This window comes from Alishewanella sp. WH16-1 (assembly GCF_001441695.1).
GTDB lineage: Bacteria > Pseudomonadota > Gammaproteobacteria > Enterobacterales > Alteromonadaceae > Alishewanella > Alishewanella agri.
Map to the genome: position 1 here is coordinate 1 of NZ_LCWL01000097.1, position 22,282 is coordinate 22,282.

Sequence of the window (22,282 nt, forward strand, 5' to 3'; positions counted from 1 at the left end):
CATGCCCGGCGCACGTAAAAACAACAACGCCTGCACAAGGCAGGCGTTGTTAGTCGTTACTAAGTGCTTACACCGCTTGCTGGATAATTACATTATCCGCTTTTTTGGTGTACTGCGGCATCTTATGGAAGTTCAGATAGCGATAGGTATCGGCTGCCGTAGCATCGATTTGTTTCGCATATTCCATATATTCTGCCACTGTCGGTAATCTTCCGATAATTGAAGATACCGCAGCCAGCTCAGCTGACGCCAGATACACGTTAGCACCCTGACCTAAACGGTTCGGGAAGTTACGGGTAGAAGTAGACACCACCGTTGACTTCTCAGCTACGCGAGCCTGGTTACCCATACAGAGTGAACAGCCTGGCATCTCGGTGCGGGCACCCACTTTGCCATAAATACCGTAGTAACCTTCTTCGGTCAGCTGGGCCTGGTCCATCTTAGTCGGTGGCGCGATCCATAACCGGGTTGGTAACTGGCCTTTGAACTTATCCAGTAACTTACCGGCAGCACGGAAGTGGCCAATGTTAGTCATACAAGACCCGATAAACACTTCATCAATCTTGTCGCCGGCAACTTCAGACAGTAAACGGGCATCGTCCGGATCATTTGGTGCACACAGCACCGGCTCTTTAATGTCGGCCAGATCGATTTCGATCACTTCAGTGTATTCGGCATCGGCATCGGCTTCCATCAGCTGTGGATCTTTCAGCCAGGCCTGCATCGCATTGATCCGGCGCTCGATAGTACGCACATCACCGTAACCTTCCGCGATCATCCACTTCAGCATCACGATATTCGATTCCAGATATTCGGCAATCGACTCTTTTGACAGCTTGATGGTACAACCGGCTGCTGAACGCTCCGCAGAGGCATCAGATAATTCAAACGCCTGCTCTACGGTCAGATTCGGTAAACCTTCGATTTCCAGAATGCGGCCAGAGAAGATGTTTTTCTTACCTTTCTTATCAACAGTCAGCAAACCTTTCTGAATGGCAACATAAGGAATGGCGTGCACTAAGTCGCGCAGCGTAATACCAGGCTGCATTTCACCTTTAAAGCGCACCAGTACCGACTCAGGCATATCCAGTGGCATAACACCAGTCGCTGCGGCAAACGCCACTAAACCAGAACCAGCCGGGAATGAAATACCAATTGGGAAACGGGTATGTGAGTCACCACCGGTACCCACGGTATCTGGCAGCAACATACGGTTTAACCAGCTGTGGATAATACCGTCGCCTGGGCGCAGTGACACACCACCACGGTTCATAATAAAGTCTGGCAGAGTATGATGCGTATCCACGTCAACCGGCTTCGGATAAGCGGCAGTGTGACAGAACGATTGCATTGTCAGATCGGCAGAGAAACCTAAACAGGCTAAGTCTTTTAACTCGTCACGGGTCATAGGGCCAGTGGTGTCTTGCGAACCTACGGTGGTCATCTTCGGCTCACAGTAAGTACCAGGACGCACACCTTTCACGCCACACGCCTTACCCACCATTTTCTGTGCCAGCGTAAAGCCTTTGCCTGAGTCTGCTTTGGCTTGTGGGCGACGGAATTTATCAGAAGCAGCTAAACCTAAGAACTCCCGGGCACGGTCAGTTAAACCACGGCCGATAATCAGTGGAATACGGCCACCGGCACGCACTTCATCAATTAACACGTCAGTTGCCAGGCTAAATTCAGCCAGCACTTCGCCGCTACCATGACGCACGATTTTGCCTTCATATGGCAGAATGTCGATCACATCGCCCATCTCGAGCTTGCTGACATCCACTTCAATTGGCAGTGCACCTGAGTCTTCCATGGTATTGAAGAAAATCGGCGCAATCTTGCCGCCTAACACAAAGCCGCCACCGCGCTTGTTCGGTACGTATGGAATATCGTCACCCATAAACCACAGCACTGAGTTCGTCGCTGATTTACGTGATGAACCGGTACCCACTACGTCACCGACATAAGCCAGTGGGAAACCTTTTTCTTTCAGTTTTTCCAGCTGCTTGATCGGGCCAACAGTACCAGGCTGATCCGGCTCGATACCTTCGCGGCTGTTTTTTAGCATGGCTAACGCATGCAGTGGGATGTCCGGGCGTGACCAAGCATCCGGTGCTGGTGATAAATCGTCGGTGTTGGTTTCACCGGCAACTTTAAACACGGTAACGGTAATTTTCTTCGCCAGCTCTGGCTTGGCTTCAAACCATTCGGCGTCAGCCCAGCTTTGCAGTACTTGCTTGGCATACTGATTACCCGCTTCAGCTTTTTCAGTGACATCGTGGAAAGCATCGAAAATCAGTAAGGTATGTGACAGGGCTTTGGCGGCAACTGGCGCCAGCTTGGCATCATCCAGCAGGCTGATCAGTGGCTCAATATTGTAACCACCCATCATGGTACCCAACAGCTCAACGGCACGCTCGGCGCTGATTAGTGGACTTTTGGCTTCGGCTTTGGCGACAGCAGCCAGGAAGCCGGCTTTAACATAAGCGGCTTCGTCAACACCAGGTGGTACCCGGTTGACCAGCAAATCTAAAATAACTTCTTCCTCGCCTTTTGGCGGGTTCTTTAATAATTCAATTAAGGCAGCAACTTGCTCAGCATTTAAGGGCTTAGCCGGGATACCCTGGGCGGCGCGTTCCGCCACGTGTTCACGATATTCTTGTAGCACAGTTATGTCCTCTCGGTCGTTGCTTGCAGTCGGGTTACTGCAACGTCATTCCGGTGAATGAATGGGCTCAATTATAAGAAAGATCAAAGCAAAAGCATAATAACACTAATGCACACAGACTTATAATGGTTATAAATTTACTGAATACAAAGGGCCGGGCAGGTAATTTTTAGTTATAGTGGTCTGACCAAGGCAAAAAAAGCTGTGGCGCCTGCCTCCTTGCGAGAACCAGACAACCACAGCCTAATTATAGTTACTGCGAACTACTGATTACCAGATCTTGACGCGTTGCTCGACCGGTAAGTACATCGCATCACCTTCTTTGATATCGAAAGCAGTATAGAACTCAGGCATATTTGGCAACACCCCTATTACCCGGAAATGGGCTGGTGAGTGTGGGCCAGTGCTTAGCTGACGACGCAGCGCTTCTTCACGGAACTTGGTACGCCAGATTTGCGCCCAGCTGATAAAGAAGCGTTGCTCACCGGTAAAGCCGTCCATTACTGGTGCGTCCTGACCATTCAGTGACAACTGATAAGCTTTCAGCGCGACCGTCATCCCGCCGAGGTCACCGATATTTTCACCCAGTGCCACAGCACCGTTCACATTAACGCCCGGCAGCGGCTCAAAACGATTGTACTGACCAATCAGCTTAGCACCGCGCGCCTGGAACTGGGCTTTATCCTGCTCGGTCCACCAGTTACGCAGGTTACCGTCACCGTCGTATTTAGCGCCCTGATCATCAAAACCATGGCCGATTTCATGGCCAATTACTGCACCGATACCGCCGTAGTTTACCGCATCATCGGCCGCCATATTAAAGAACGGTGGCTGTAAAATCGCGGCTGGGAACACGATTTCGTTGTTTACCGGGTTGTAGTAGGCATTGACCGTTTGCGGTGTCATAAACCACTCGTCTTTATCGATTGGTTTGCCCAGCTTACTCACCATCTCGTCATAGCCCCAGTGACTGGCACGGACAAAGTTACCGACTAAATCATCGGCTTTGATTTCCAGCGCGGAATAATCCTTCCACTTGTTCGGGTAGCCAATTTTCGGCGTAAATTTGCTCAGCTTTTCCAACGCCGCCACCTTGGTGTCTTCGCTCATCCATTCCAGCTCTTTGATCGACACCTCGTAAGCTTTGATCAGATTGGCTACCAGCACTTCCATCCGTGCTTTAGCGGCAGGGCTGAAGTGACGCTCAACATAGAGTTTACCGGTCAGCTCACCCAGTACCTGATCGGCGGCATCAACAGCCCGTTTCCAGCGTGGTTGTTGCTCCTGAATTCCACTTAACGTCGTGCCGTAAAACGCAAAACGGCGATCAGCAAAGGCACTGCTCAGTTTATCGGCGTAGCTATTGACGGTTTTGATCGTTAGGTAATCTTGCCAGCTTTGTAGATCGGTGGCGGCGATAACCTTGCCTAAACCTTCAAAATAGCTTGGCTGACGCACAATAATTTCATTTACCTGCGCTAATTTCACGCCATTCGCGTAAGCGGCCCAGTCAAAATCACCCAAGCTGCTGTTTAAATCAGCCACACTGAGCTTGTTGTAGGTTTTGTCGGCATTACGGCTATCCAAACGGGTCCAGTGATGTTCTGCCAGGGCTTTTTCCAGCTGGTACACCCGTTCTGCTGCGGCAGCCGCATCGCTATGGCCAGCCAGCGCAAACATATCCTGCAGATAGGTTTTATACTCACTGATAATTTTCAGTGAGGCTTCATCATCTTTAAAGTAGTAATCACGATCTGGTAAGCCCAAACCACCCTGACTTAAATACACCGCATACTGGGTGGAGTTTTTCGCATCGTTATTAACAAACCAACCAAAAGGAATAGCGATACCGTCACGTTGTAAGCTGGCAAACAGTGCCGGTAGCTGAGCTTTATCGGCCAAGGCTTTAATCGCATCCAGCTGTGGCTGCAATGGTGTTAAGCCGCGCTGTTCAATCGTCGTTTCATCCATAAAGCTGTTATAAAAATGTCCCAGCTTCTGCTCATCTGAGCCCGCGGCTAAATCGGTTTTCGCAGAAACTTCGTCGATAATGGCTTTTACCGCTTGCTGCGATTGGTCCGCCAGCATATGGAAAGAGCCGTAAGTCGCCTTGTCAGCAGGAATTTCAGTCTCTGCCAACCACTTACCGTTTACCGCTAAAAAGAAATCCTGCCCAAAGGCCACGCTCTGATCAAAGTATTGCTTATCAATGCCTGACACCAGAGCCGCTTGTTGTTGTGTTTGTGCAGCTGCAGGTTGGCTACCAGCGCTCTGTTCGGTGGCAGTTTGTTTACCGCAGGCACTCAGCCCAAGGGCTAAGGCCACGGCAGTGGCGACTAAAGTAGTTTTTTTCATTGTTATGTCCTGTTATACGCGGGAGAGAGTTAACAACTCATCTTACGCCCTCCGGCGCACCTTGCCAATTTTTGGCTGGCGATTAAGTTGTAACAAAGTATGAGGGCCGACTCAGGCACTCGTTTCCAGTAGAAAACCATGTTCGCCCTGTTCGAAAATCACGTTGGCACGCCCCACCAGCAGCGGATCCGGCACTCCGACGACAGCGGCGTCTTTGTTCTCGTAAGGCAAACGCTGCAGCACATAGCGCATCGCGTTTAGGCGGGCGCGTTTTTTACAATCGGATTTAATCACGGTCCAGGCCGCATAGCTGGTATCCGTGCAGGCAAACATCGCCTCTTTTGCTTTCGTATAGTGATCCCATTTATCCAGCGAGGCTAAATCGACCGGGCTTAACTTCCATTGTTTTAACGGATGGGCCTCACGCTCAGTAAAACGACGACGTTGCTCGTCGCGACTGACTGAAAACCAAAGCTTAATCAGATGGATACCACTACGTACCAGTTGGCGTTCGAACTCCGGCACCTGCAACATAAATTCCTGATATTCGTCATCGCTACAAAAGCCCATCACCCGCTCGACACCGGCTCTGTTATACCAGGAGCGGTCAAACAGCACTATTTCGCCTTTGGTTGGTAATTCAGCAACATAACGCTGAAAATACCATTGCCCTTGCTCTGCCTCGCTGGGCTTTTGCAACGCCACTACCCGTGCGCCACGAGGGTTTAAATGTTCCATAAAACGTTTAATGGTACCGCCTTTACCGGCGGCATCCCGCCCTTCAAACAGGATCACTACCCGTTGCCCGGTGGCTTTTACCCAACGTTGTAACTTTAATAACTCCACTTGTAGATGATATTTCTGCTGCTCATAACTTTTGCGACTAAGCCGGTTCTGATAAGGATAACCACCATCACGCCAGTCCTGCCGTAATTGCTGGTCGGCTTTTTCGCGGCGCTTTTCGGTTTGTGCTGACTCTCCTTTTAGTAGCGCCTTGCTAAGTTGGCTCAGGTCATCAGGCGACAAACCATCCAGCATCGCTAACAGATGCTGTGATAACTGATGTAAATCGCCAGCTGCCCGGGCTGCAATAATGTCCTCAATCGCCACTGCCTTGGCTTGCTGACTGGCGGTTAACCGTTGACTGACCTGCTCGATTTGCGGGTCCGGCGCAGTAGCGACGGTCTGAGGTGTTGCTGTTTGCTGAATTTCCGTCATTGGCTCTCCTGTGTTAACTGCTGCTGCCCGGACATTGATAGCAACTGGGCGAGCGCGGGCAACTGCCGCCCCGGGCGCAAATCAGCTGTGCTGGCTTATTCATACTGCGGCTAACCCAATTAATATTCAGAATATTTGCCACTCGCTTTAGCGTGGTCTGAATACTTTGCGGTACAGTAGCAGCGCCACCGTAACTGATACAACGTGCCTTCATCTCCTGCGCCAGCGCATCGGCATCCAGCCCTTGCGCCGCCAGCGCCGGATTTAAATCAATACCAGCACATAATACATGGTCATTACCGGCCAAATCTTTGACCTTGGTCGACTCACAGCAATAAATTCTCGGTTGTCCCTGCACATCCAGTAAAGATAGTTGCGCCGCACTACCCGATTCTTTTACCTCAAACATCCTGAATACCGCCCAGTGTTGGCAAGGATCCTGGACTTGCCGCATATTGCCCCAGGGCAGCGGGATACCATTACCACGATATACCGCTTTCAGCTTGCCCGGGCTATAGGCATCAAAATAGTGCCAGTGCGGATAGGGTGATACCGCCGTCATCCGCCGCATCGCCACCGAGGCGGAAACCTCCGCCTGTAAATGACTGGCAATCTCATAACCGCGCCGCTCCAGCAACTGCCGGAATGGCTGTTTCGGACAAAGCAGTGCTCCGGCAAAAAAGCTGGATTCAAAATCACGCCAGGCATGCAGAATATCCTGCGGTGCCATGCTACTGCTGTCAGCAAACACATCGTCATGCGCCCCACCGACTGCCATTGAGCTTTTCACGCCGTCTTTGTTATGCAGTACTGCATGGCCGATATGTACCGCCAATTCATATTTCAGGCGGGTTGGCCATTGCTGCAAGACGCGGTGCAAATGCAAACTCTGCGGTGGCACAAAAAACGAGGTTTGAATATTATTCGAGCGCACGCCTAATTCGTCGATCAGTTCCTTAGGCGCTTCATCAAACCAGTGAATACTCAGCCCCAGTTGTTGCACGATGGCCAACAATTCCTCAACCGATAACGGCAACCGTTTTAAGCCGACTTCCTCGGCCGCCCGCTCCAGCTCAGGAAAATGATTCTGGTGATGCTCCTGATGCGCACGGATCAGTAGTTGCGCAAACTGCCGGCCGCTGGTGCCGGTTTGCGACAGCAGCTCCGGAATGGCAATTTGCAGAATATCGCCACTAAACAAAAAGCCCGGCTCCAGCGGCATACCATTTAAGCCGCCTTTGGTTTGTTTTGGCAGCACCAAATCCTGCTCTTCCGCTTCGCCATCTAAAAACCAGTCCAGTTCTTTTTGAAATACCTGCGCAATGACTTCCAGCATTTCGACGGCCGGCACCCTTTTTCCGCGTTCAATCATCGACAGATACGACACCGAAGGTGCCGCTTCCGGATTCAGCCGCACACAACGGGTCGACAAATCTTCAATGGTTAAGTTATTGCGTTTACGCAAATTTCTTATTTTAGTGCCCAAAAAGTGGGACTTTCGTAGCAGACTCTTGTTCACTTTCATTTTGTAAAATTCACACTGTAAAATTTTTATTGTGAAATTATGCTTAAAACTAATCTAGACTAGTTTTCACGCAATAGCAAAAGCTGGCGCGAAAACCAGGATTAAGCCTTATCAGAGGCCAAGTACCGACCCTACCCGATGAGGAACAGAAGATGACAACTTTAGCTAACCCAATGCAGCAGGAGCTGCAAATCCAGCAACAGATCCAATTGATCACCGAACTGAATCAACAGCATGTGCGTCAGGTGATGGATTACTCAAAAGGTTTTCTGGATAAAACCTTTCCACTGGCCCGGGGTTCGCATAAAGACGTGGCAAGTTATGTTGTCTACTACCAGCAACTACTGGCGTTCTTTCAGGATGGCAGCACCAGTGGTTTACAAGAGCCGGCGCAATTTATCGCGCTGATTGGTCATCGTGAGACACCAGAAGCCTTACTGTTACAAAATGATGGCCGCCATGTCGAGTTAGTCCTGAATCGCCGCGGTATGCAGGGTAGTCAGGATCCGGCAGGTATTGACGATATTCAGCTGCAAACGACGGTACCCGAGTGTCATTGGTTCAGCCTAATCAGTGGCCGGCAAATCAGTTGTCGTAGCCGGGCAGAAAAAAGCTTTACAGCCAAAGATGGCAGTGACTATTTGCTGTAGTGCCCAGATCGTTAGAAGTGATAGCATCTGCCCAGGGTTGCTGGGCAGACTGTCTTCTTATCGGTTAAAGCGTAAAATATCTTTTAGAATAATAGCGGTTTCAGAGGCCAGACTATTGCGGTCAAATGCGACGGAACAGAGTCCGGTACCACGACCACATAAATTTCCGGGGATACGCGAAGAGGTGTTTGCCCCAGGTTGGTACAAGCCCGATGCCGCGAGTTGCTGCCTGACATTACTCAGCTCACTTTCGGTATTAAACTGTTGACCATAGATTCGAATTACCTCGATATCGCCGGCTGTTTTAAGCTCGCTAACAACAGACAACAATTGCGGATCGGCAATCGCATCTTGTTGACTCACCGCTTCCAGTACTTGCAAAAGCTCACTAAAATGCTGACGCGAATCTTCATAATCCTGCAGTGCCAACTTTTTAAACAACTGAGCGGCCTGCACTAAATCCGATTCTACACCTATACCCGCGACGTACAACTTAGCCAACAGATAACGGGCTGGCAGGTAAAAACCTTGCTCTGCAGTTTGTAACAAAGCGATCGCTTGCTGGTCGGCTTGCGGATTATTTTGCTGTAACAGCAATTTCGCCTTATCGTAAGCCGCCGGCAAATAGCCTGCCCGAATCGCACGTTCCAACCAGACATCTGCCTTATCTATGTCTTGCTCCAATATGAAGCCGGCACGCAACCAGTTGGACATGACGTGCATCCCCATAGGTTCACGCCAGCGTGCTGCCTGCTTAATATGGCGGCGCGCTTTGTTAACGTCCTGAGGTACGCCCTCACCGGTAGCATAAGCAGTCGCAACAATGGTGGCAGCCATGCCACTGCCATACCATGCCATTTTTTCTAACTTCACAAAATCTGTTTGACATAACTCAGATGTGCAAAAAGAGTCGGCTGGCTCAGATGTCGCGCCAACGAGCGGCAAGGCGCTGACTAGCAGCAGTATCGAAAATATCACAGGGGATTTCATCAGCTTTAGTCCGGTTTTTATCCAGAACACAAGCATAGATTTCATGTAAATAATTTACAAATTTATTGCAAAAATAGTTGAAAGCCGAAAGGCTAACTCCTGGCCGTAAGGTATGGGTAATTAACGCAGCAGCCTGCAATCGCAGGCTGCTTTGACTAAATCGATACGACTTACTCGGCAGCTTGCAAGGCTAATTGTGGCGCTTCAACACCATTGATGCTCTGCGTCAGGCGCTGCAGGTTTGCCAGCATCAGCTCTGCATTATCCAGGCGCACGGCTTGCATCAGATCCTGCAACGCAGCGACTTTGTCGCCTGCTAACAGATTCATTACTGCTCTGTTGTTCAATGCCAGCGCGCGCATTTCACGTTTCGCCGAACGCGGTACCGCTTGTAAAGCGCCAGCGCGTTGTACCGCATCGTTACAGGCAGTGGCTGCCGCTGTAAAATCAGCAGTCCGGCTATAGGCAACGCACAAACTCAGCTGCCGGAAAAACGGATCGGTATCCGCTTGCTGTGGGCTCTGTGCCTGTGCAATTCCCGCCTGGAACTGACCGGCTTTGATCAGCTCAGCACCCGGCGCGTCCTCCGGCAAGCCCATTTGGTAAGCATTACCCGCGGCAGAAGCGAGCAATGGACTTGACGACAACATTAGTACCGTCAAACCGGCGCATAATTTTGATGTTGAAAAAGTCATCTCTGGTCTCTCCTGCAAAAATTTATTTGGCGTGCCTAGTGTGTGGCACGTAATAAATTTACAAAAACCATCAATAACTGACAAACGAGAAGATCTAAAGAGATAGGTTAGAAAAATTAACCTGTACGTACCTCGAATTGAATTACACACCTAAAATAAAATAATAGTTTGATTTTTAACGCTTATTAATTAAATGGCAAATTAAATTGCTAGCATCAGTACTTATTAATCCGCACAAGTTATCTTGTAATTTAATTACAATATTCGCGAAATTTGCATACCGCACAGTGATAACACTGGCTACGGGCCCTCACAATGAGCAGGGCCCGGTAACCCGGCTTGCATTTACCGGCAACTTTGCTATGGTATGTCGCAGCCCGCTTATCGCTGCCACCCCAAGATTTACCGGAGTACGTCTGTGCTTACGACCCTGTGGTCTACCAAACTGAGTTTCGCTACCGCCTTCCAGCTCTAAGCCGGGTGCGCTTTGTCGCGCCCGGAGTACACCTTTCCCTGTTTACTGCTTTTACGTTTTTACGCTGAACTTTGCGGAGGATGCCTGTGCTGCATCGTAGTTCTTTACAAGATTTGCCGTTATCGGCAATTGAGCGCTATTTGCTGCGCGCCAGTTGGCTGCCGCTACAACCAACCCGACTGGCACAAATACTTCGCTTTCTGGAGGATTGCCCACAACGACGGGCCAGAGCTGGCAAGCCGTTACGGGCGGCGCCAGGCTGCACGGTACGTTTAATTGCATTACCGGATGGCGATGCCTGCTGGGTTACGCTAAGTGCCGATCCCAAAGCGGATAGCAGTGGTTCAGTCATCTCAATCTGGTCGCCACTGGGGCAAGCATTGCTTGGTAAAACGACCGGCGAGCAAGTACAGGTGAAGATCTTAAGACGCACCTTGCGCTTTGTTATAGGCGACTTACTCAAAGTAAGTCAGCCCGGATAATGGTTAAGAAGTGAGGATCCCGCCATGCAGCTATTAACAGTCGCAGCATCTTGTTTTAACGTTAAGGCACCTACCGTCTGCAGCCCGCTGCGACCTCAGAGCTGGTGTGTCAGTGTTGCGGAGTTTTACCATGAGCAAAGAAACCAGCAAAAAGAAGCCACAGCATGATATTAAAGAGAAACGCCGGCTGAAAAAAGAAAAGCGCCAGCAACAAAGCTAGCCTTGGTTATTCAGAGGCTGCCTGCTGGCAGCCTCATCTGGTGCTAATCCAGTAGCAACTGTAACTCAGGCGGTAAAAAGGGTTTACCCGCTTCATTCAGCGCAGTACCCGTGATCAGCGCCTCTAACATCAACTTTTGGTCAGCACTGCGCCAGACCTGTTGTTTAAAGCCAAAGCGCAAGCGGGAAACCGGCTGATACTGCGTTGTGACGTAAAACTGGTCACCACTGGTTAGTGAGGCTTTATAATCCATCTCCGCCCGGACGACGACCAGATTGACCTTCGCTCTGGCCAAAGCCGCGAAGTCGATCTGCCGGCTATGCAAAAACTCATGCCGCGCATGTTCCAGGTAATTGAAATACACCGCGTTATTGACGATACCTTGCATATCGCACTCATAATCACGCACTTTAAACTCAGTTCGATGCATCAACGGCTTCCTATCATCAAAAGATTGCATGCTAACAGCCTGAGTACACCCCGCCTAGTCAGATCAGACCTGTCGATAATTATTTTAATGTCGTTTAAACCTTTTCTACCGTCGTCACGACTAAGCCTGAAACAACAGATTAGAACACGGCATGTTACAACTTGAACCCCAGATTTTACAGCAAGCGGCCAGCGGCGACCGCCATGCCTTTGCCCGGCTGTATCAGCACTTTGTGGGGCGGGTTTATGCTATTGCCTGGCGCTTACTGGCAAATCGCAGTCGGGCTGAAGATGCGGTGCAGGAAACCTTTTTAAAAGTATGGCAGCAATTACCGGCCTTTCGTGGCGACAGTGAATTCAGCACCTGGCTGCACCGGCTGGCGGTTAACACTACTATTGATTTGTGGCGCAAGGACAAAGGTTTACGACTGGAGGATGGCGACGCCATACCGGAAACGGTCTGCTGCCCGCAGCATAGTGACGAACAACAGCAGCAGTTGGAGCAAGCTATCCAACGCTTGCCAGCTCAGGCCAGGGCGGTATTTGTGCTGTTTGCGCTGGAGGGCTATCAGCACCGGGAGATTGCGACACTGCTGCAAATTGCCGAGGGCAGCAGCAAAGCCCAGTACCACCGGGCCCGTCAACTATTGCAGGAGTATCTGAATGAATGAGACTAAACTGGATGAGTTGATCGCCGCACTGCCGCGGGACCTGGCTCCGGCGCGTGATCTGTGGCCGGCACTCGAGGCTCAATTACCGCATCCCAAGCCAAAGCGTTGGCCGCTCGCCAGCGCCGCCTCCTTATTGCTGGCGTCGTTACTGTACTGGTACTGGCCGGCGACACCAGCGTTACAACTTTCCGCTCTGGAACAAGAGTTACAGTATCAACAGGCACTTACCGAGCGTTTGGCGACCTTGCAACAGGTTGATAGCGCCTTTGGCGACTGGCAATGGCAGTTGCAACTGTGGCAACAGGCAGTCAGCCAGGTTAGGCAAGCCCTTAGTTTTTACCCGGATGATCCGGGGTTACAACAACAACTGGCGTCGTTATATCAACAACAATTGTCTTATGTTGATCAACTCGCCATGACATCCCCCTAACAGGAGCTCAAGATGAAACTAATCCAATATAGTACCGGCCTCTGGCTGCTCTGCTGCGCCAGCCTGGCGTTGGCTGATAGCCGGCAAAGTATTGATGAAGTGCGCAGTGTCGCCGCGAATGAGCGGGTCACGCTTGAAGTACAACGTGGCAAAGTCACCATCCGCGGTAGCCAGCAAAATCAGTTTAAGGTCTCAGGTAAGCTCGACGAGCAAGCGGAAGGCTTTACGTTAGACTCCAACGCCGGTTTTACCCAGTTTGTGATGAAAATGCCAAGACAAATGCACAGTGACCGCAATCAACAAGGCGCTGAACTGGTGTTTGAGGTGCCACAGGGCGCCAGCCTGGAGTTTAAAGGTGTGAACAGTAGCGTTGTAGTCGAAAATATATCGGGTGGCAGCCTGATCAGCACAGTCAATGGCGATATCAAAGCCAACAACCTCAGCGAAACTGTCGAGCTGGCAACCGTAAATGGCGCTATCGACAGCCAGGGGCTGAGCGGTCAGCTACGCCTAAAAACGGTGAACGGAAAAATTGAGGATAAAGGTGCCACAGGTCGCTTACAGGTGGAATCGATTAATGGCGAAATCGATCTGGAGAGTCAGCCCGATGAACTGATGTTGACCGTTGTTAATGGCGAAGTCGATCTGGATCTGACCCGCACCGCCAAAATTGAGATTTCCAGTGTTAATGGCACTGTTGAGGTCGAGTTAAAGCAGCAAAATGCTCCCCGGATTAAAGGCTCTTCGGTCAGCGGTAAGTTTGAATTAAAACTCGACCCTAATCTGGATGCTGCAGTCAGCATGAAAACCTCTGCCGGCGGCAGCATCAAAAATAGCTTAACCAATGATCAGCCAAGCCGCGATAAATATGGCCCGGCCAGTAACCTGCAATTTAGCAGCGGAAATGGCAGCGGCAGTATCGACATTAGCACAGTCAGTGGCCGGCTGGAGCTGTCCAAAAACTAAGCGTTACGGCGCCAACCCGGTTATTCCACGTTGGCGCTATTAATCCTTCCTGCACACAACTAGTCCAAATAGATTATTTAATTCAGCTGCTTACACACCATTCCAGCATCATTTTAAAAACGTTTTAGAAATAAGTTATAGCGATTAGTTATAACCGTCACGCGTAAAATAAAAGCAACAACGCAGATGTCATCAGGGCTAGCGAGTAACCCAGCTTTTACTAAAATAACTGAGAAAAACCTTTTTCGGGAACTTTGTCCCCATTCTGGTGTAACCCAGATTTTTCTGTCCATATTTTGCAGATTTACAGCACTCTGTCTTTACCTTAAAACCTATTACAGATGTTACTGTGGTGTAACAGTAAGTAGTCATCTTTCCAGGGAATCCATAACAATAAATTAGGTATCACTATGCCGAATAATAATTTTAAACTCCGGACGCTGGCGTTGCTATGCGTACCGGCGGCGTTCTTAGCGCAAACGGCTCAGGCCGATGACAGTAACGATTATCAACAGGGTCCAGTAACCCGCGTAATTGTAAAATATAAAGAAAACCAAACAGATAACCTGACTCGAGCCCTACCCGCTGTTGTCGCGCAGCAACGACGGGCAGAACGCATGCAGGCTAAAGCCGAGCGCTTTAGTCAACGCGCCGGCGAGCGGGTTAAATTTGTCCGTGAAACAGCGCTTGAGCGGCATGCGGTGTTCAGTGCCGAGCGGCGTTTATCTGCACAAGAGACTGCAGACTTGCTGAGCCAGCTGGCAGCCGATGACGAAGTTGAATTCGTTGAAGAAGATCAACTGTTGCAGGTTGCGTTAACACCAAACGATACGCAATACGCTAATCAGTGGCATTACTACGAGAGCACCGGCGGCATCCGGGCACCAGCAGCCTGGGACAGAGCGACCGGCCAGGGTGTGGTAGTCGCGGTATTAGACACAGGTTACCGGCCGCATGTTGACCTTAACGCCAATATCCTACCCGGTTACGACATGATTTCTGATACCTTTATCGGTAATGATGGCAATGGCCGTGACAGCGATGCCCGTGATCCGGGCGATTGGACTAACGTTGGTGAATGTGGTGGCGGCCAACCCACGTCATTCCGCGCCTCCAGCTGGCATGGTACCCATGTCGCCGGCACCATTGCGGCTGTTAGCAATAACAATAACGGTGTGGCTGGTGTTGCCTTCAACGCCAAAGTCGTTCCGGTGCGGGTATTAGGCAAATGTGGTGGTTACACCTCTGACATCGCTGACGGTATTATCTGGGCAGCAGGTGGCACAGTATCCGGCGTACCAGCTAATGCTAACCCAGCCAGCGTAATTAATATGAGTCTTGGCGGCTCGGGTACTTGTTCAAGCACCACTCAAAACGCTATCAATCAGGCTCGCAGCCGCGGTGCTGTTGTTGTAGTGGCTGCCGGCAATAGTAATGCCAATGCCAATAACTTTAACCCGGGCAACTGTGCCGGTGTGATAAACGTTGCTGCCACCAATCGTCAGGGTGGCCGGGCTTATTACTCTAACTATGGCACCAGTATCGATGTAGCAGCACCGGGTGGCTCCATGAACTCGGCAAATGATCCCGCCGGTGTACTGTCGACTTATAACAGCGGTTCTACAACGCCAAGTACCGATAGTTACGGCTATAGTCAGGGCACCTCGATGGCAGCACCACATGTTGCCGGTGTTGCGGCACTGATCAAACAGGTTAAGCCCGCTGCCACCCCGGATGAAATTGAAACCATCCTGAAGAATACTGCGCGCAGTTTCCCTGCCAGCTGCAGCGGCTGCGGCACCGGTATTATTGATGCCAATGCTGCGGTGCAGGCTGCTCAAGGCACAAGTGGTGGCAGTGGCGGCGGTGGTACCGTGTCAAACTTATCCGCAACTACGAATAACTGGCTGCACTACACCGTGACGGTACCTGCAGGTATGAGTACCTTGACGGCAAGTATCTCCGGCGGTACCGGCGATGCGGATCTCTACGTTCGTCGCGGCGCCAGACCGACCACCACCACCTTTAATTGCCGGCCTTATCTGCAGGGCAATAATGAGAGCTGTAATTTCAGCAACCCGGCAGCAGATGTATGGCACGTTAGTATCCGCGCTTACAGCAGCTTTAGCGGTGTAACGCTGACTGTTAGCTACAATCCATAAAGCAGTCGATTTAAACAGAGCGGTGGTTTAACTACCGCTCTGTTAATCTGCAAAGCTGATTTTTCCCATCGTCACCGCTGGCATACCAGTACTGAGATGATTGAAGGTCGTCGTGGTTCCGGCTACGCACTCATTCGCCAACAGCGCAAATAATACCGCTTCTTTAGCATCCGGCAGTATTGCCAGCTCCGCTGTCGTTGTTAAACTCAGCTGTGGTAAACCCTGTTTTAGTTGCTGCATTAACAGTGGGTTGTGAATACCACCACCACTGGCATAGAGTACGGTTGGCCGCTCAGGCTGCAGCAGCTGTTGCACCAACTTGATAATGGCCTGCGCACTAAAGGCATTTAAAGTAGCCAGTACATCCACCGCCGGCAGATCCTGACATCCACTCTGTTGTTGCGCGCGCGCCAGATAAGCCAGATTAAACACCTCTGGCCCGGTAGTTTTTGGCAGACTTAGCTGAAAAAACTCCGCCGCCAACAAGGCAGCTAATAACTTTTGCTGGACGGTGCCTGTTTTTGCCAGGCGGGCATCCGCATCATACTGTAACCCCGGAAAATGTTGCCGCACATAGGCATCCATCAGGGTGTTACCAGGTCCGATATCAGTACTAAATACGCCACTCAACGACTCACCGGCAGGCAGATACGTTAGGTTGGCAATGCCGCCGATATTTAGCAGGATCCGGTGCTCCGTCGCTGAACCAAACAGCAGATAATCACCATAAGCAGCCAGTGGCGCGCCCTCGCCGCCTGCTGCGATATGTTTTTGCCGGAAGTCACTGACAGTAATAATTCCGGTATGCACCGCCAGATGATCGCCATCGCCGAGCTGCAAGGTGGCGTTACCCCATGCCGGATCCTGATGCTGCCGTTTCGGGCAGTGATAAACGGTCTGGCCATGGCTGGCAATCAGATCCACCTCTGACGCCGGCACTTGCCAGTCGTGAAGCGCCTGATTAATCATCTTCGCATGCTGCTCAGCAATCCATGGATGCAACAAGGTTAGTTGCTGCAAATCGACCTGACGTTTAGCAAATACCGCTTGCACCCGGCTGCGAAACTCATCCGAATATGGCACAGTAATAAACTGCTCGACCTTAACCGAGCTCTGCTGCCCACTGCCGTGAATGTGACAAAGCGCAATATCCAGGCCATCCAGCGAAGTACCACTCATTAAGCCGATAATCCGGCGGCTGGGTTTAGCTGCCAGCTGATATAACTTGGTAATGTGGCTGTGCATGGCTGAAGCATCCTTAATTTTTTTCTAAAATAACAACACCAAGCAGCGGTTTCGTTCGTATACTTAGGCCGTGCGCTGTTATCACTCAGTGCCAGCCCATACTACCCCAGAACCGTGAACGGAGAAAATGATGATTAGTTATGTAACCTTAGGTGTCAGTGATATTGCTGCAGCCCGGAAGTTTTATGGAGACTTGCTGGGTGAACTTGGCGCCAAAACCTTGTTAAATATGGATCGTATTACCTTTTTCGGTAAAAGCATGAAAGAACCGATGCTGGCAGTGTGTATTCCATTTAATCAGGAAGCTGCGGCACCGGGTAACGGCAATATGGTGTCAATGGCACCGGGCTCCAAAGAGGCGGTTGACGCGCTCTATCACAAAGCCATTACACTGGGAGCCACCTGCGATGGTGCGCCGGGCCAACGCATTCCGAATACCTTTTATGGCGCTTACGTGCGCGATGCCGATGGTAATAAACTCTGCTTCTGTCATTTCGGTTAAGCATGCAAATTCACGCTGATTTTAGTGCCCGCGTTGTGCTGCTGCCGGGCCAACAACAATTTGTCCCCTCACCTCTACCCGGCGTCAGCCGGGTGATGTTAGATCGGGCTGGTGAAGAAGTTGCGCGGGCAACCAGTCTGGTACGCTATGAGCCAGGTTCAGGTTTCAGTGCGCATCGCCATGATGGTGGCGAAGAAATCCTGGTGTTGGAAGGCGTGTTTTCAGACGAACATGGCCATTACCCTGCCGGCACCTACCTGCGTAATCCGCCGGGGACCACTCATCAGCCCTACTCAGAGCAGGGTTGTCTGTTACTGGTCAAACTGTGGCAATTCGCTGCTAATGATAACAGTCCGTTAGTACTCAATACTAAAGACGGTAACTGGTATCAGGGCTTAGTTCCGGGGCTGTCGGTGCAGCCTCTGCACGAGCATAATGGCGTTAATACCGCCTTAGTGCGCTGGGCGCCGAATACCCGGTTTAACCGCCATACCCATCCGGGAGGTGAGGAAATTCTGGTACTGGAAGGCCTGTTTTGTGATGAGTTTGGCGAATATCCGGCCGGTAGTTGGCTGCGTAACCCGCGTTATAGCAATCACGCTCCCTACACTGGCGCTGAAGGGGCGCTAATTTACGTAAAAACCGGCCATCTGGGCGCAAACCTGCTTGGCGACCAGTTTATTCAAACGCCACTCTAGCTGCGCTGACCAGCAGGCTAAACGGTGAGCAACGGCTATACTTAATCACTGTTTGGCCTTGCTCCGGCAATCTATCATGCAACCCATGTTTCACCACATTCTGATTATTCTGCGGCAAACCGCCGAAGACCAATATACGCTGCAAAAAGCGCAACGTCTGGCTGCGTGCCAACCTTGTCATTTTTCTATTTTTATCGCTAACCCAGTGAAACTGCCGCGTCCGGATCCGCAACTGGTCGGGAGCTTAACAAAGCAGCAACTGAGCGAGCTATCCGCAGTAACCAGCGACTATTTGATCTCTGAAAATAAAGGTAATGCCGAAATCCACTGGTTACGTAATTATCTGAATGAGTCAGATATCAGTTTAGTGATTACGGCGCCACTTAGCGGCAGCGGCTTACTGCCAGGCTTATACGACAAACTGTGTCACTTTCTGATCAATGACTGCGAGTTACCCGTTTGGTTGGTGAAAACACCCCTACCACTCACGGAAGACAGCATCCTGGCATGTTTAGATATTGAAGATGCTTCGCTACGCAACCAACATCTAAATGAAGTGATACTGCAGGTCGCGGCGGAGCTTGCCAATGCGTTGGGAGAGCCGCTCCACCTGTTAAATTGTTTTCAGGACGAGTTAATGACGATGGATTTGAGCTATGACACTGCGCATGGTTTCAAAAAACACCCTGATGAGCTGGGTAATCATCAACGGCTGTTGCAGTCTTATCTGCTACCGGGCAATGTAGTTTCGCCATGCCAAATTCACATCAAAGAGGGCTGCCCGGATAATGAAGTTCCGTTAGTCGCAGCCCAGTTACAAGCAGGCTTAACTTTAATTGGCAATAACCACTGTCACAGTCGTTTGTCGGCGGTATTGGGTAATACGGCACATTATCTATGTCAGCAAACACCTACCGATATGCTGGTGTTAAAACCCGGCACTGTAATTGCGGGACGACAGGTGTCCTGACCCCACTCAGACAGCATCCTTTATAACGTTCAGAAGTGTCAGCTTTTTTTACAGTCACCGACAACAGCTGTTGTTAAATCCGGCCTCATATCGCGTGGCATCTGTCCTGCCACCACCACCACGTTCCCGGCATTGATTATGCATGATAAGTCGCCGGCACAACGCTGGCAAAAATCCACTCTAATTCAGCTCGATAATTAAACCAACAAAACTAAAAACCAGAATAAAATCGGAGCAAATAAATCTATGTCTTATCAAAAACATTTCAAGGTCGCCAGAAACCGGCTGACCCTAGCCTGTATGCTGGCACTCGGGCTACCCTGTGCGGCGGCCGAACAACTAAATATCAGCGACAGCGAGAGCACTAACCTGTGGTTTATCGAATTGAGTGATAAACCGGTAGCGGGCGGCAATAGCAAAAGTAACGTGCGCGCAGCACAAAACAAATTCAAAGATGCGGCAAGAGATGCAGATCTGAGCTTTGTTGAAAAACGCCGTTTTGAAACACTGTTTAACGGTTTCTCGGTCGAAATTTCTGCAGCAAACCGGGCTAAACTGATGCAGATCCCTGGCGTCAAAGCGATTTACCCGGTAGAGGTATTTCATGCTCCCGCAGTAGAGAGTAGCGAAGGCGGCTCAGCCGCTGATATGGCCGTTGCACTGGGCATGACGGGCGCTAATTTTGCCCAGAATAGTATGAATCTGGACGGTACTGGTATTAAGGTCGCGATTATCGACTCTGGTATTGATATCGACCATCCGGATTTCGGGGGCTCCGGTAGCAACGGTTCAACGTCTTTCCCTACTACACGAATTGCCTACGGTTATGATTTTGTTGGCGATGCCTTCAACGCCGACCCAAGCAGTGCGACTTATAATCCCGTTCCTACCCCGGATTTCAACCCAGATGACTGTGGTGGTCACGGTACCCACGTTGCGGGTATTGTTGGTGCCAACGGTCGGGTAAAGGGTGTCGCGCCCAACGTTACCCTCGGCGCCTACCGGGTATTTGGCTGTGCCGGTAGCACGTCGGCTGATATTATCATCGAGGCAATGGAGAAAGCCTATAACGATGGTATGCATATCGTAAATATGAGCCTGGGCGCAGCGTTTCAGTGGCCGCAATATCCAACCGCTCAGGCAGCAGACCGACTGGTAGAAAAAGGTGTTGTTGTTGTGGCCTCTATCGGCAACAGTGGGGCTAATGGCTTATATTCTGCCGGAGCGCCTGGTCTTGGTGAACATGTTATCGGTGTCGCTTCCTACGATAACCTCGGCTCAGCGCAACAAATTGCCACCGTCAACAACCGGGATATCCCATACAATATCATGACCTTCAGTGGCATGGTACCTACAGCAGGTTCGTCGGATGTCGTCTTTATCGGACAAGCCTGTAACACCGACCCGCTACTGGCAAACCCAGCCGGTAAAACTGCGTTAGCGGTGCGCGGGGTTTGTTCTTTTGGTGAAAAGGCTGCTAATGCTATCGCGGCCGGAGCTACCTCGGTGGTTATTCACAATAATGCCGCAGGTGCTTTCAGTGGCACTTTGGGCGCACCATTAGGTAACGGTCCGGTACCGGTGGTTGCCATAACGCAACAAGACGGTCTATTCATTCGTAGCCAGGAAAACCCGGTATTAAACTGGACTAACCGTATAGTCGTAACGCCATCTGCGACAGGCGGCCGGATTTCCAGCTTTAGTTCGTACGGTTTGTCACCGGATTTGCAACTAAAACCAGATTTAGGTGCACCTGGCGGGAATATTTTCTCTACTTATCCGATGGAGGCAGGTGGTTTTATTACCCAGAGTGGCACATCAATGTCATCGCCGCATGTCGCCGGTGCAGCGGCACTGTTGCTGCAAAACAATCCACAGATCCCAGCCATGTCGATGCGCAATATTCTGCAAAATAGCGCCGAACCCAAACTGTGGTCAGGCAACCCTGCACTAGGCTTCCTGGATATGGTGCATCGTCAGGGAGCTGGGATGATTAATGTTGCCTCCAGTGCCAATGCGACCACCTATATTACGCCAGGGAAAATTGCTGCCGGTGAAGGCGAAGCGGGTCCCTTTACGCAACGTTTGACAGTCAGTAACAGCGGTAGCGAAGCGGTGACCTACCAGTTATCGTCAGTTAACGCGCTGAGTACTGGCGGTGTGATTACGCCAAGCTTCTTCCAAGGCAATGCCAGTGTCAGCTTTAGTTCAGATACACTAACCGTACCTGCAGGCGGCAGCACCACTGTGGATGTCACTATCAATCCCGCTATGACGCCAGTAAATGGTCAGTACGGCGGTTATATCGTTTTTACACCGCAAGCAGCCGGCCAGGTATATCGCGTGCCGTTCGCAGGCTTTGTTGGCGACTATCAGGGGATTCAAATCCTGACCCCTACGGCAAATGGTTTCCCCTGGCTAGCAACCTTAAACGGCAATACCTTCAGCCGCTGCCTCGAAAGCTGTACTTACTCGATGCAAGGTACTGATATGCCATGGTTCTTAATGCATTTTGATCATCACGCCCGCTATATGGAGATGAACATTCTGCATGCCGCAACTAAGCGTCCGGTCCATCCGGTATTCCACAAAACGAACGTGATGGAATATTTACCGCGGAACAGTACGGCAACCGGTTTCTTTAACTATACCTGGGACGGTACTCGCCTCCACAGCAATGGTGGCAAGGGTAAAACCATGGAAGTGCCAAACGGTGATTATGTGCTTGAGATCCGTGTCCTGAAAGCGCTCGGTGATAAAAACAACCCGGCGCATTGGGAAGTGTGGATGTCTCCGGTCATTAGTATTCAACGTTAATACGCTCGCCATACCGGGAGCCCTTGCTCCCGGTATTTTTATGCCTTTCTGGTATCGGGAGATACCCAAGACCAAGGTAACTTGTTGCTGTGTCTGAGAATAAAAATAACGCTCTAA

General features: G+C 50.7%; 18 protein-coding genes. 10 read left to right on the forward strand and 8 right to left on the reverse strand.

Annotation, left to right across the window (positions count from 1 at the left end; translation table 11 throughout):
• Window positions 1–67: 67 nt before the first annotated feature.
• The 4 genes from acnB to AAY72_RS09790 all read right to left on the reverse strand — a co-directional run bounded on the left by acnB (window position 68) and on the right by AAY72_RS09790 (window position 7,763).
• On the reverse strand, window positions 68–2,665 hold the full coding sequence (gene acnB, locus AAY72_RS09775; protein WP_057787185.1) for a bifunctional aconitate hydratase 2/2-methylisocitrate dehydratase: 2,598 nt from the start codon (window positions 2,663–2,665) through the stop codon (window positions 68–70).
• A gap of 270 nt (window positions 2,666–2,935) precedes the next feature.
• Window positions 2,936–5,020 carry a M13 family metallopeptidase gene (locus AAY72_RS09780; RefSeq protein ID WP_008985430.1) on the reverse strand — a complete coding sequence of 695 codons (2,085 nt, stop codon included), beginning with the start codon at window positions 5,018–5,020 and terminating at the stop codon, window positions 2,936–2,938.
• 111 nt (window positions 5,021–5,131) lie between these two features.
• Window positions 5,132–6,238: a polyphosphate kinase 2 gene (gene ppk2, locus AAY72_RS09785; protein WP_057787187.1), complete on the reverse strand. Its 1,107-nt coding sequence runs from the start codon at window positions 6,236–6,238 to the stop codon at window positions 5,132–5,134.
• Between the two features lie 13 nt (window positions 6,239–6,251).
• A complete protein-coding gene (locus AAY72_RS09790) occupies window positions 6,252–7,763 on the reverse strand; it encodes a DUF3612 domain-containing protein (RefSeq protein WP_057787189.1) in 1,512 nt (503 codons plus the stop codon).
• Window positions 7,764–7,915: 152 nt separating this feature from the next.
• On the opposite strand from AAY72_RS09790, the gene AAY72_RS09795 reads away from it, so the two are divergent.
• Window positions 7,916–8,413 (forward strand): malate synthase, encoded by a 498-nt coding sequence (locus AAY72_RS09795; protein WP_008985427.1) that lies wholly within the window; start codon window positions 7,916–7,918, stop codon window positions 8,411–8,413.
• 57 nt (window positions 8,414–8,470) lie between these two features.
• Here AAY72_RS09795 and AAY72_RS09800 read toward each other — a convergent pair whose 3' ends face one another.
• Together AAY72_RS09800 and AAY72_RS09810 are read right to left on the reverse strand one after the other, a co-directional pair.
• A complete protein-coding gene (locus AAY72_RS09800) occupies window positions 8,471–9,286 on the reverse strand; it encodes a tetratricopeptide repeat protein (RefSeq protein WP_231728945.1) in 816 nt (271 codons plus the stop codon).
• A gap of 287 nt (window positions 9,287–9,573) precedes the next feature.
• Window positions 9,574–10,098, reverse strand: coding sequence for a hypothetical protein (locus AAY72_RS09810; protein WP_008985424.1), 525 nt, complete (start codon window positions 10,096–10,098; stop codon window positions 9,574–9,576).
• A 555-nt stretch (window positions 10,099–10,653) separates the two neighbouring features.
• Between AAY72_RS09810 and AAY72_RS09815 the strand changes: the two genes are divergently transcribed.
• Window positions 10,654–11,055 (forward strand): GreA/GreB family elongation factor, encoded by a 402-nt coding sequence (locus tag AAY72_RS09815; RefSeq protein WP_057787192.1) that lies wholly within the window; start codon window positions 10,654–10,656, stop codon window positions 11,053–11,055.
• A 263-nt stretch (window positions 11,056–11,318) separates the two neighbouring features.
• Here the strand turns inward: AAY72_RS09815 and AAY72_RS09820 are convergent, their stop codons facing one another.
• The gene (locus AAY72_RS09820) at window positions 11,319–11,705 is read right to left on the reverse strand and encodes a thioesterase family protein (protein WP_008985422.1); all 387 of its coding nucleotides are present in this window, start codon (window positions 11,703–11,705) and stop codon (window positions 11,319–11,321) included.
• Window positions 11,706–11,856: 151 nt separating this feature from the next.
• Here AAY72_RS09820 and AAY72_RS09825 point away from each other — a divergent pair, with 151 nt between their 5' ends.
• The 4 genes from AAY72_RS09825 (at window position 11,857) to AAY72_RS09840 (ending at window position 15,933) form a co-directional block, all read left to right on the forward strand.
• Window positions 11,857–12,375 carry an RNA polymerase sigma factor gene (locus AAY72_RS09825; protein WP_057787195.1) on the forward strand — a complete coding sequence of 173 codons (519 nt, stop codon included), beginning with the start codon at window positions 11,857–11,859 and terminating at the stop codon, window positions 12,373–12,375.
• Complete coding sequence (locus AAY72_RS09830) at window positions 12,368–12,805, forward strand: hypothetical protein (protein ID WP_057787197.1); 438 nt, start codon at window positions 12,368–12,370, stop codon at window positions 12,803–12,805. Before AAY72_RS09825 ends, AAY72_RS09830 begins: the two co-directional genes overlap by 8 nt.
• 12 nt (window positions 12,806–12,817) lie before the next feature.
• Window positions 12,818–13,771 (forward strand): DUF4097 family beta strand repeat-containing protein, encoded by a 954-nt coding sequence (locus tag AAY72_RS09835; protein ID WP_057787199.1) that lies wholly within the window; start codon window positions 12,818–12,820, stop codon window positions 13,769–13,771.
• Between the two features lie 410 nt (window positions 13,772–14,181).
• On the forward strand, window positions 14,182–15,933 hold the full coding sequence (locus AAY72_RS09840; RefSeq protein WP_057787201.1) for a S8 family peptidase: 1,752 nt from the start codon (window positions 14,182–14,184) through the stop codon (window positions 15,931–15,933).
• Window positions 15,934–15,975: 42 nt separating this feature from the next.
• Here AAY72_RS09840 and AAY72_RS09845 read toward each other — a convergent pair whose 3' ends face one another.
• Window positions 15,976–17,178: an anhydro-N-acetylmuramic acid kinase gene (locus AAY72_RS09845; RefSeq protein ID WP_057787203.1), complete on the reverse strand. Its 1,203-nt coding sequence runs from the start codon at window positions 17,176–17,178 to the stop codon at window positions 15,976–15,978.
• A gap of 130 nt (window positions 17,179–17,308) precedes the next feature.
• Here AAY72_RS09845 and AAY72_RS09850 point away from each other — a divergent pair, with 130 nt between their 5' ends.
• The 4 genes from AAY72_RS09850 (at window position 17,309) to AAY72_RS09865 (ending at window position 22,165) form a co-directional block, all read left to right on the forward strand.
• Window positions 17,309–17,680 carry a VOC family protein gene (locus tag AAY72_RS09850; RefSeq protein ID WP_057787204.1) on the forward strand — a complete coding sequence of 124 codons (372 nt, stop codon included), beginning with the start codon at window positions 17,309–17,311 and terminating at the stop codon, window positions 17,678–17,680.
• Window positions 17,681–17,682: 2 nt separating this feature from the next.
• Entirely contained in the window at window positions 17,683–18,378 is a 696-nt protein-coding gene (locus AAY72_RS09855) for a cupin domain-containing protein (RefSeq protein WP_008985414.1), read from the forward strand.
• A 76-nt stretch (window positions 18,379–18,454) separates the two neighbouring features.
• On the forward strand, window positions 18,455–19,348 hold the full coding sequence (locus tag AAY72_RS09860; protein WP_057787206.1) for a universal stress protein: 894 nt from the start codon (window positions 18,455–18,457) through the stop codon (window positions 19,346–19,348).
• A 246-nt stretch (window positions 19,349–19,594) separates the two neighbouring features.
• On the forward strand, window positions 19,595–22,165 hold the full coding sequence (locus AAY72_RS09865; protein WP_057787208.1) for a S8 family serine peptidase: 2,571 nt from the start codon (window positions 19,595–19,597) through the stop codon (window positions 22,163–22,165).
• Window positions 22,166–22,282: the final 117 nt, after the last annotated feature.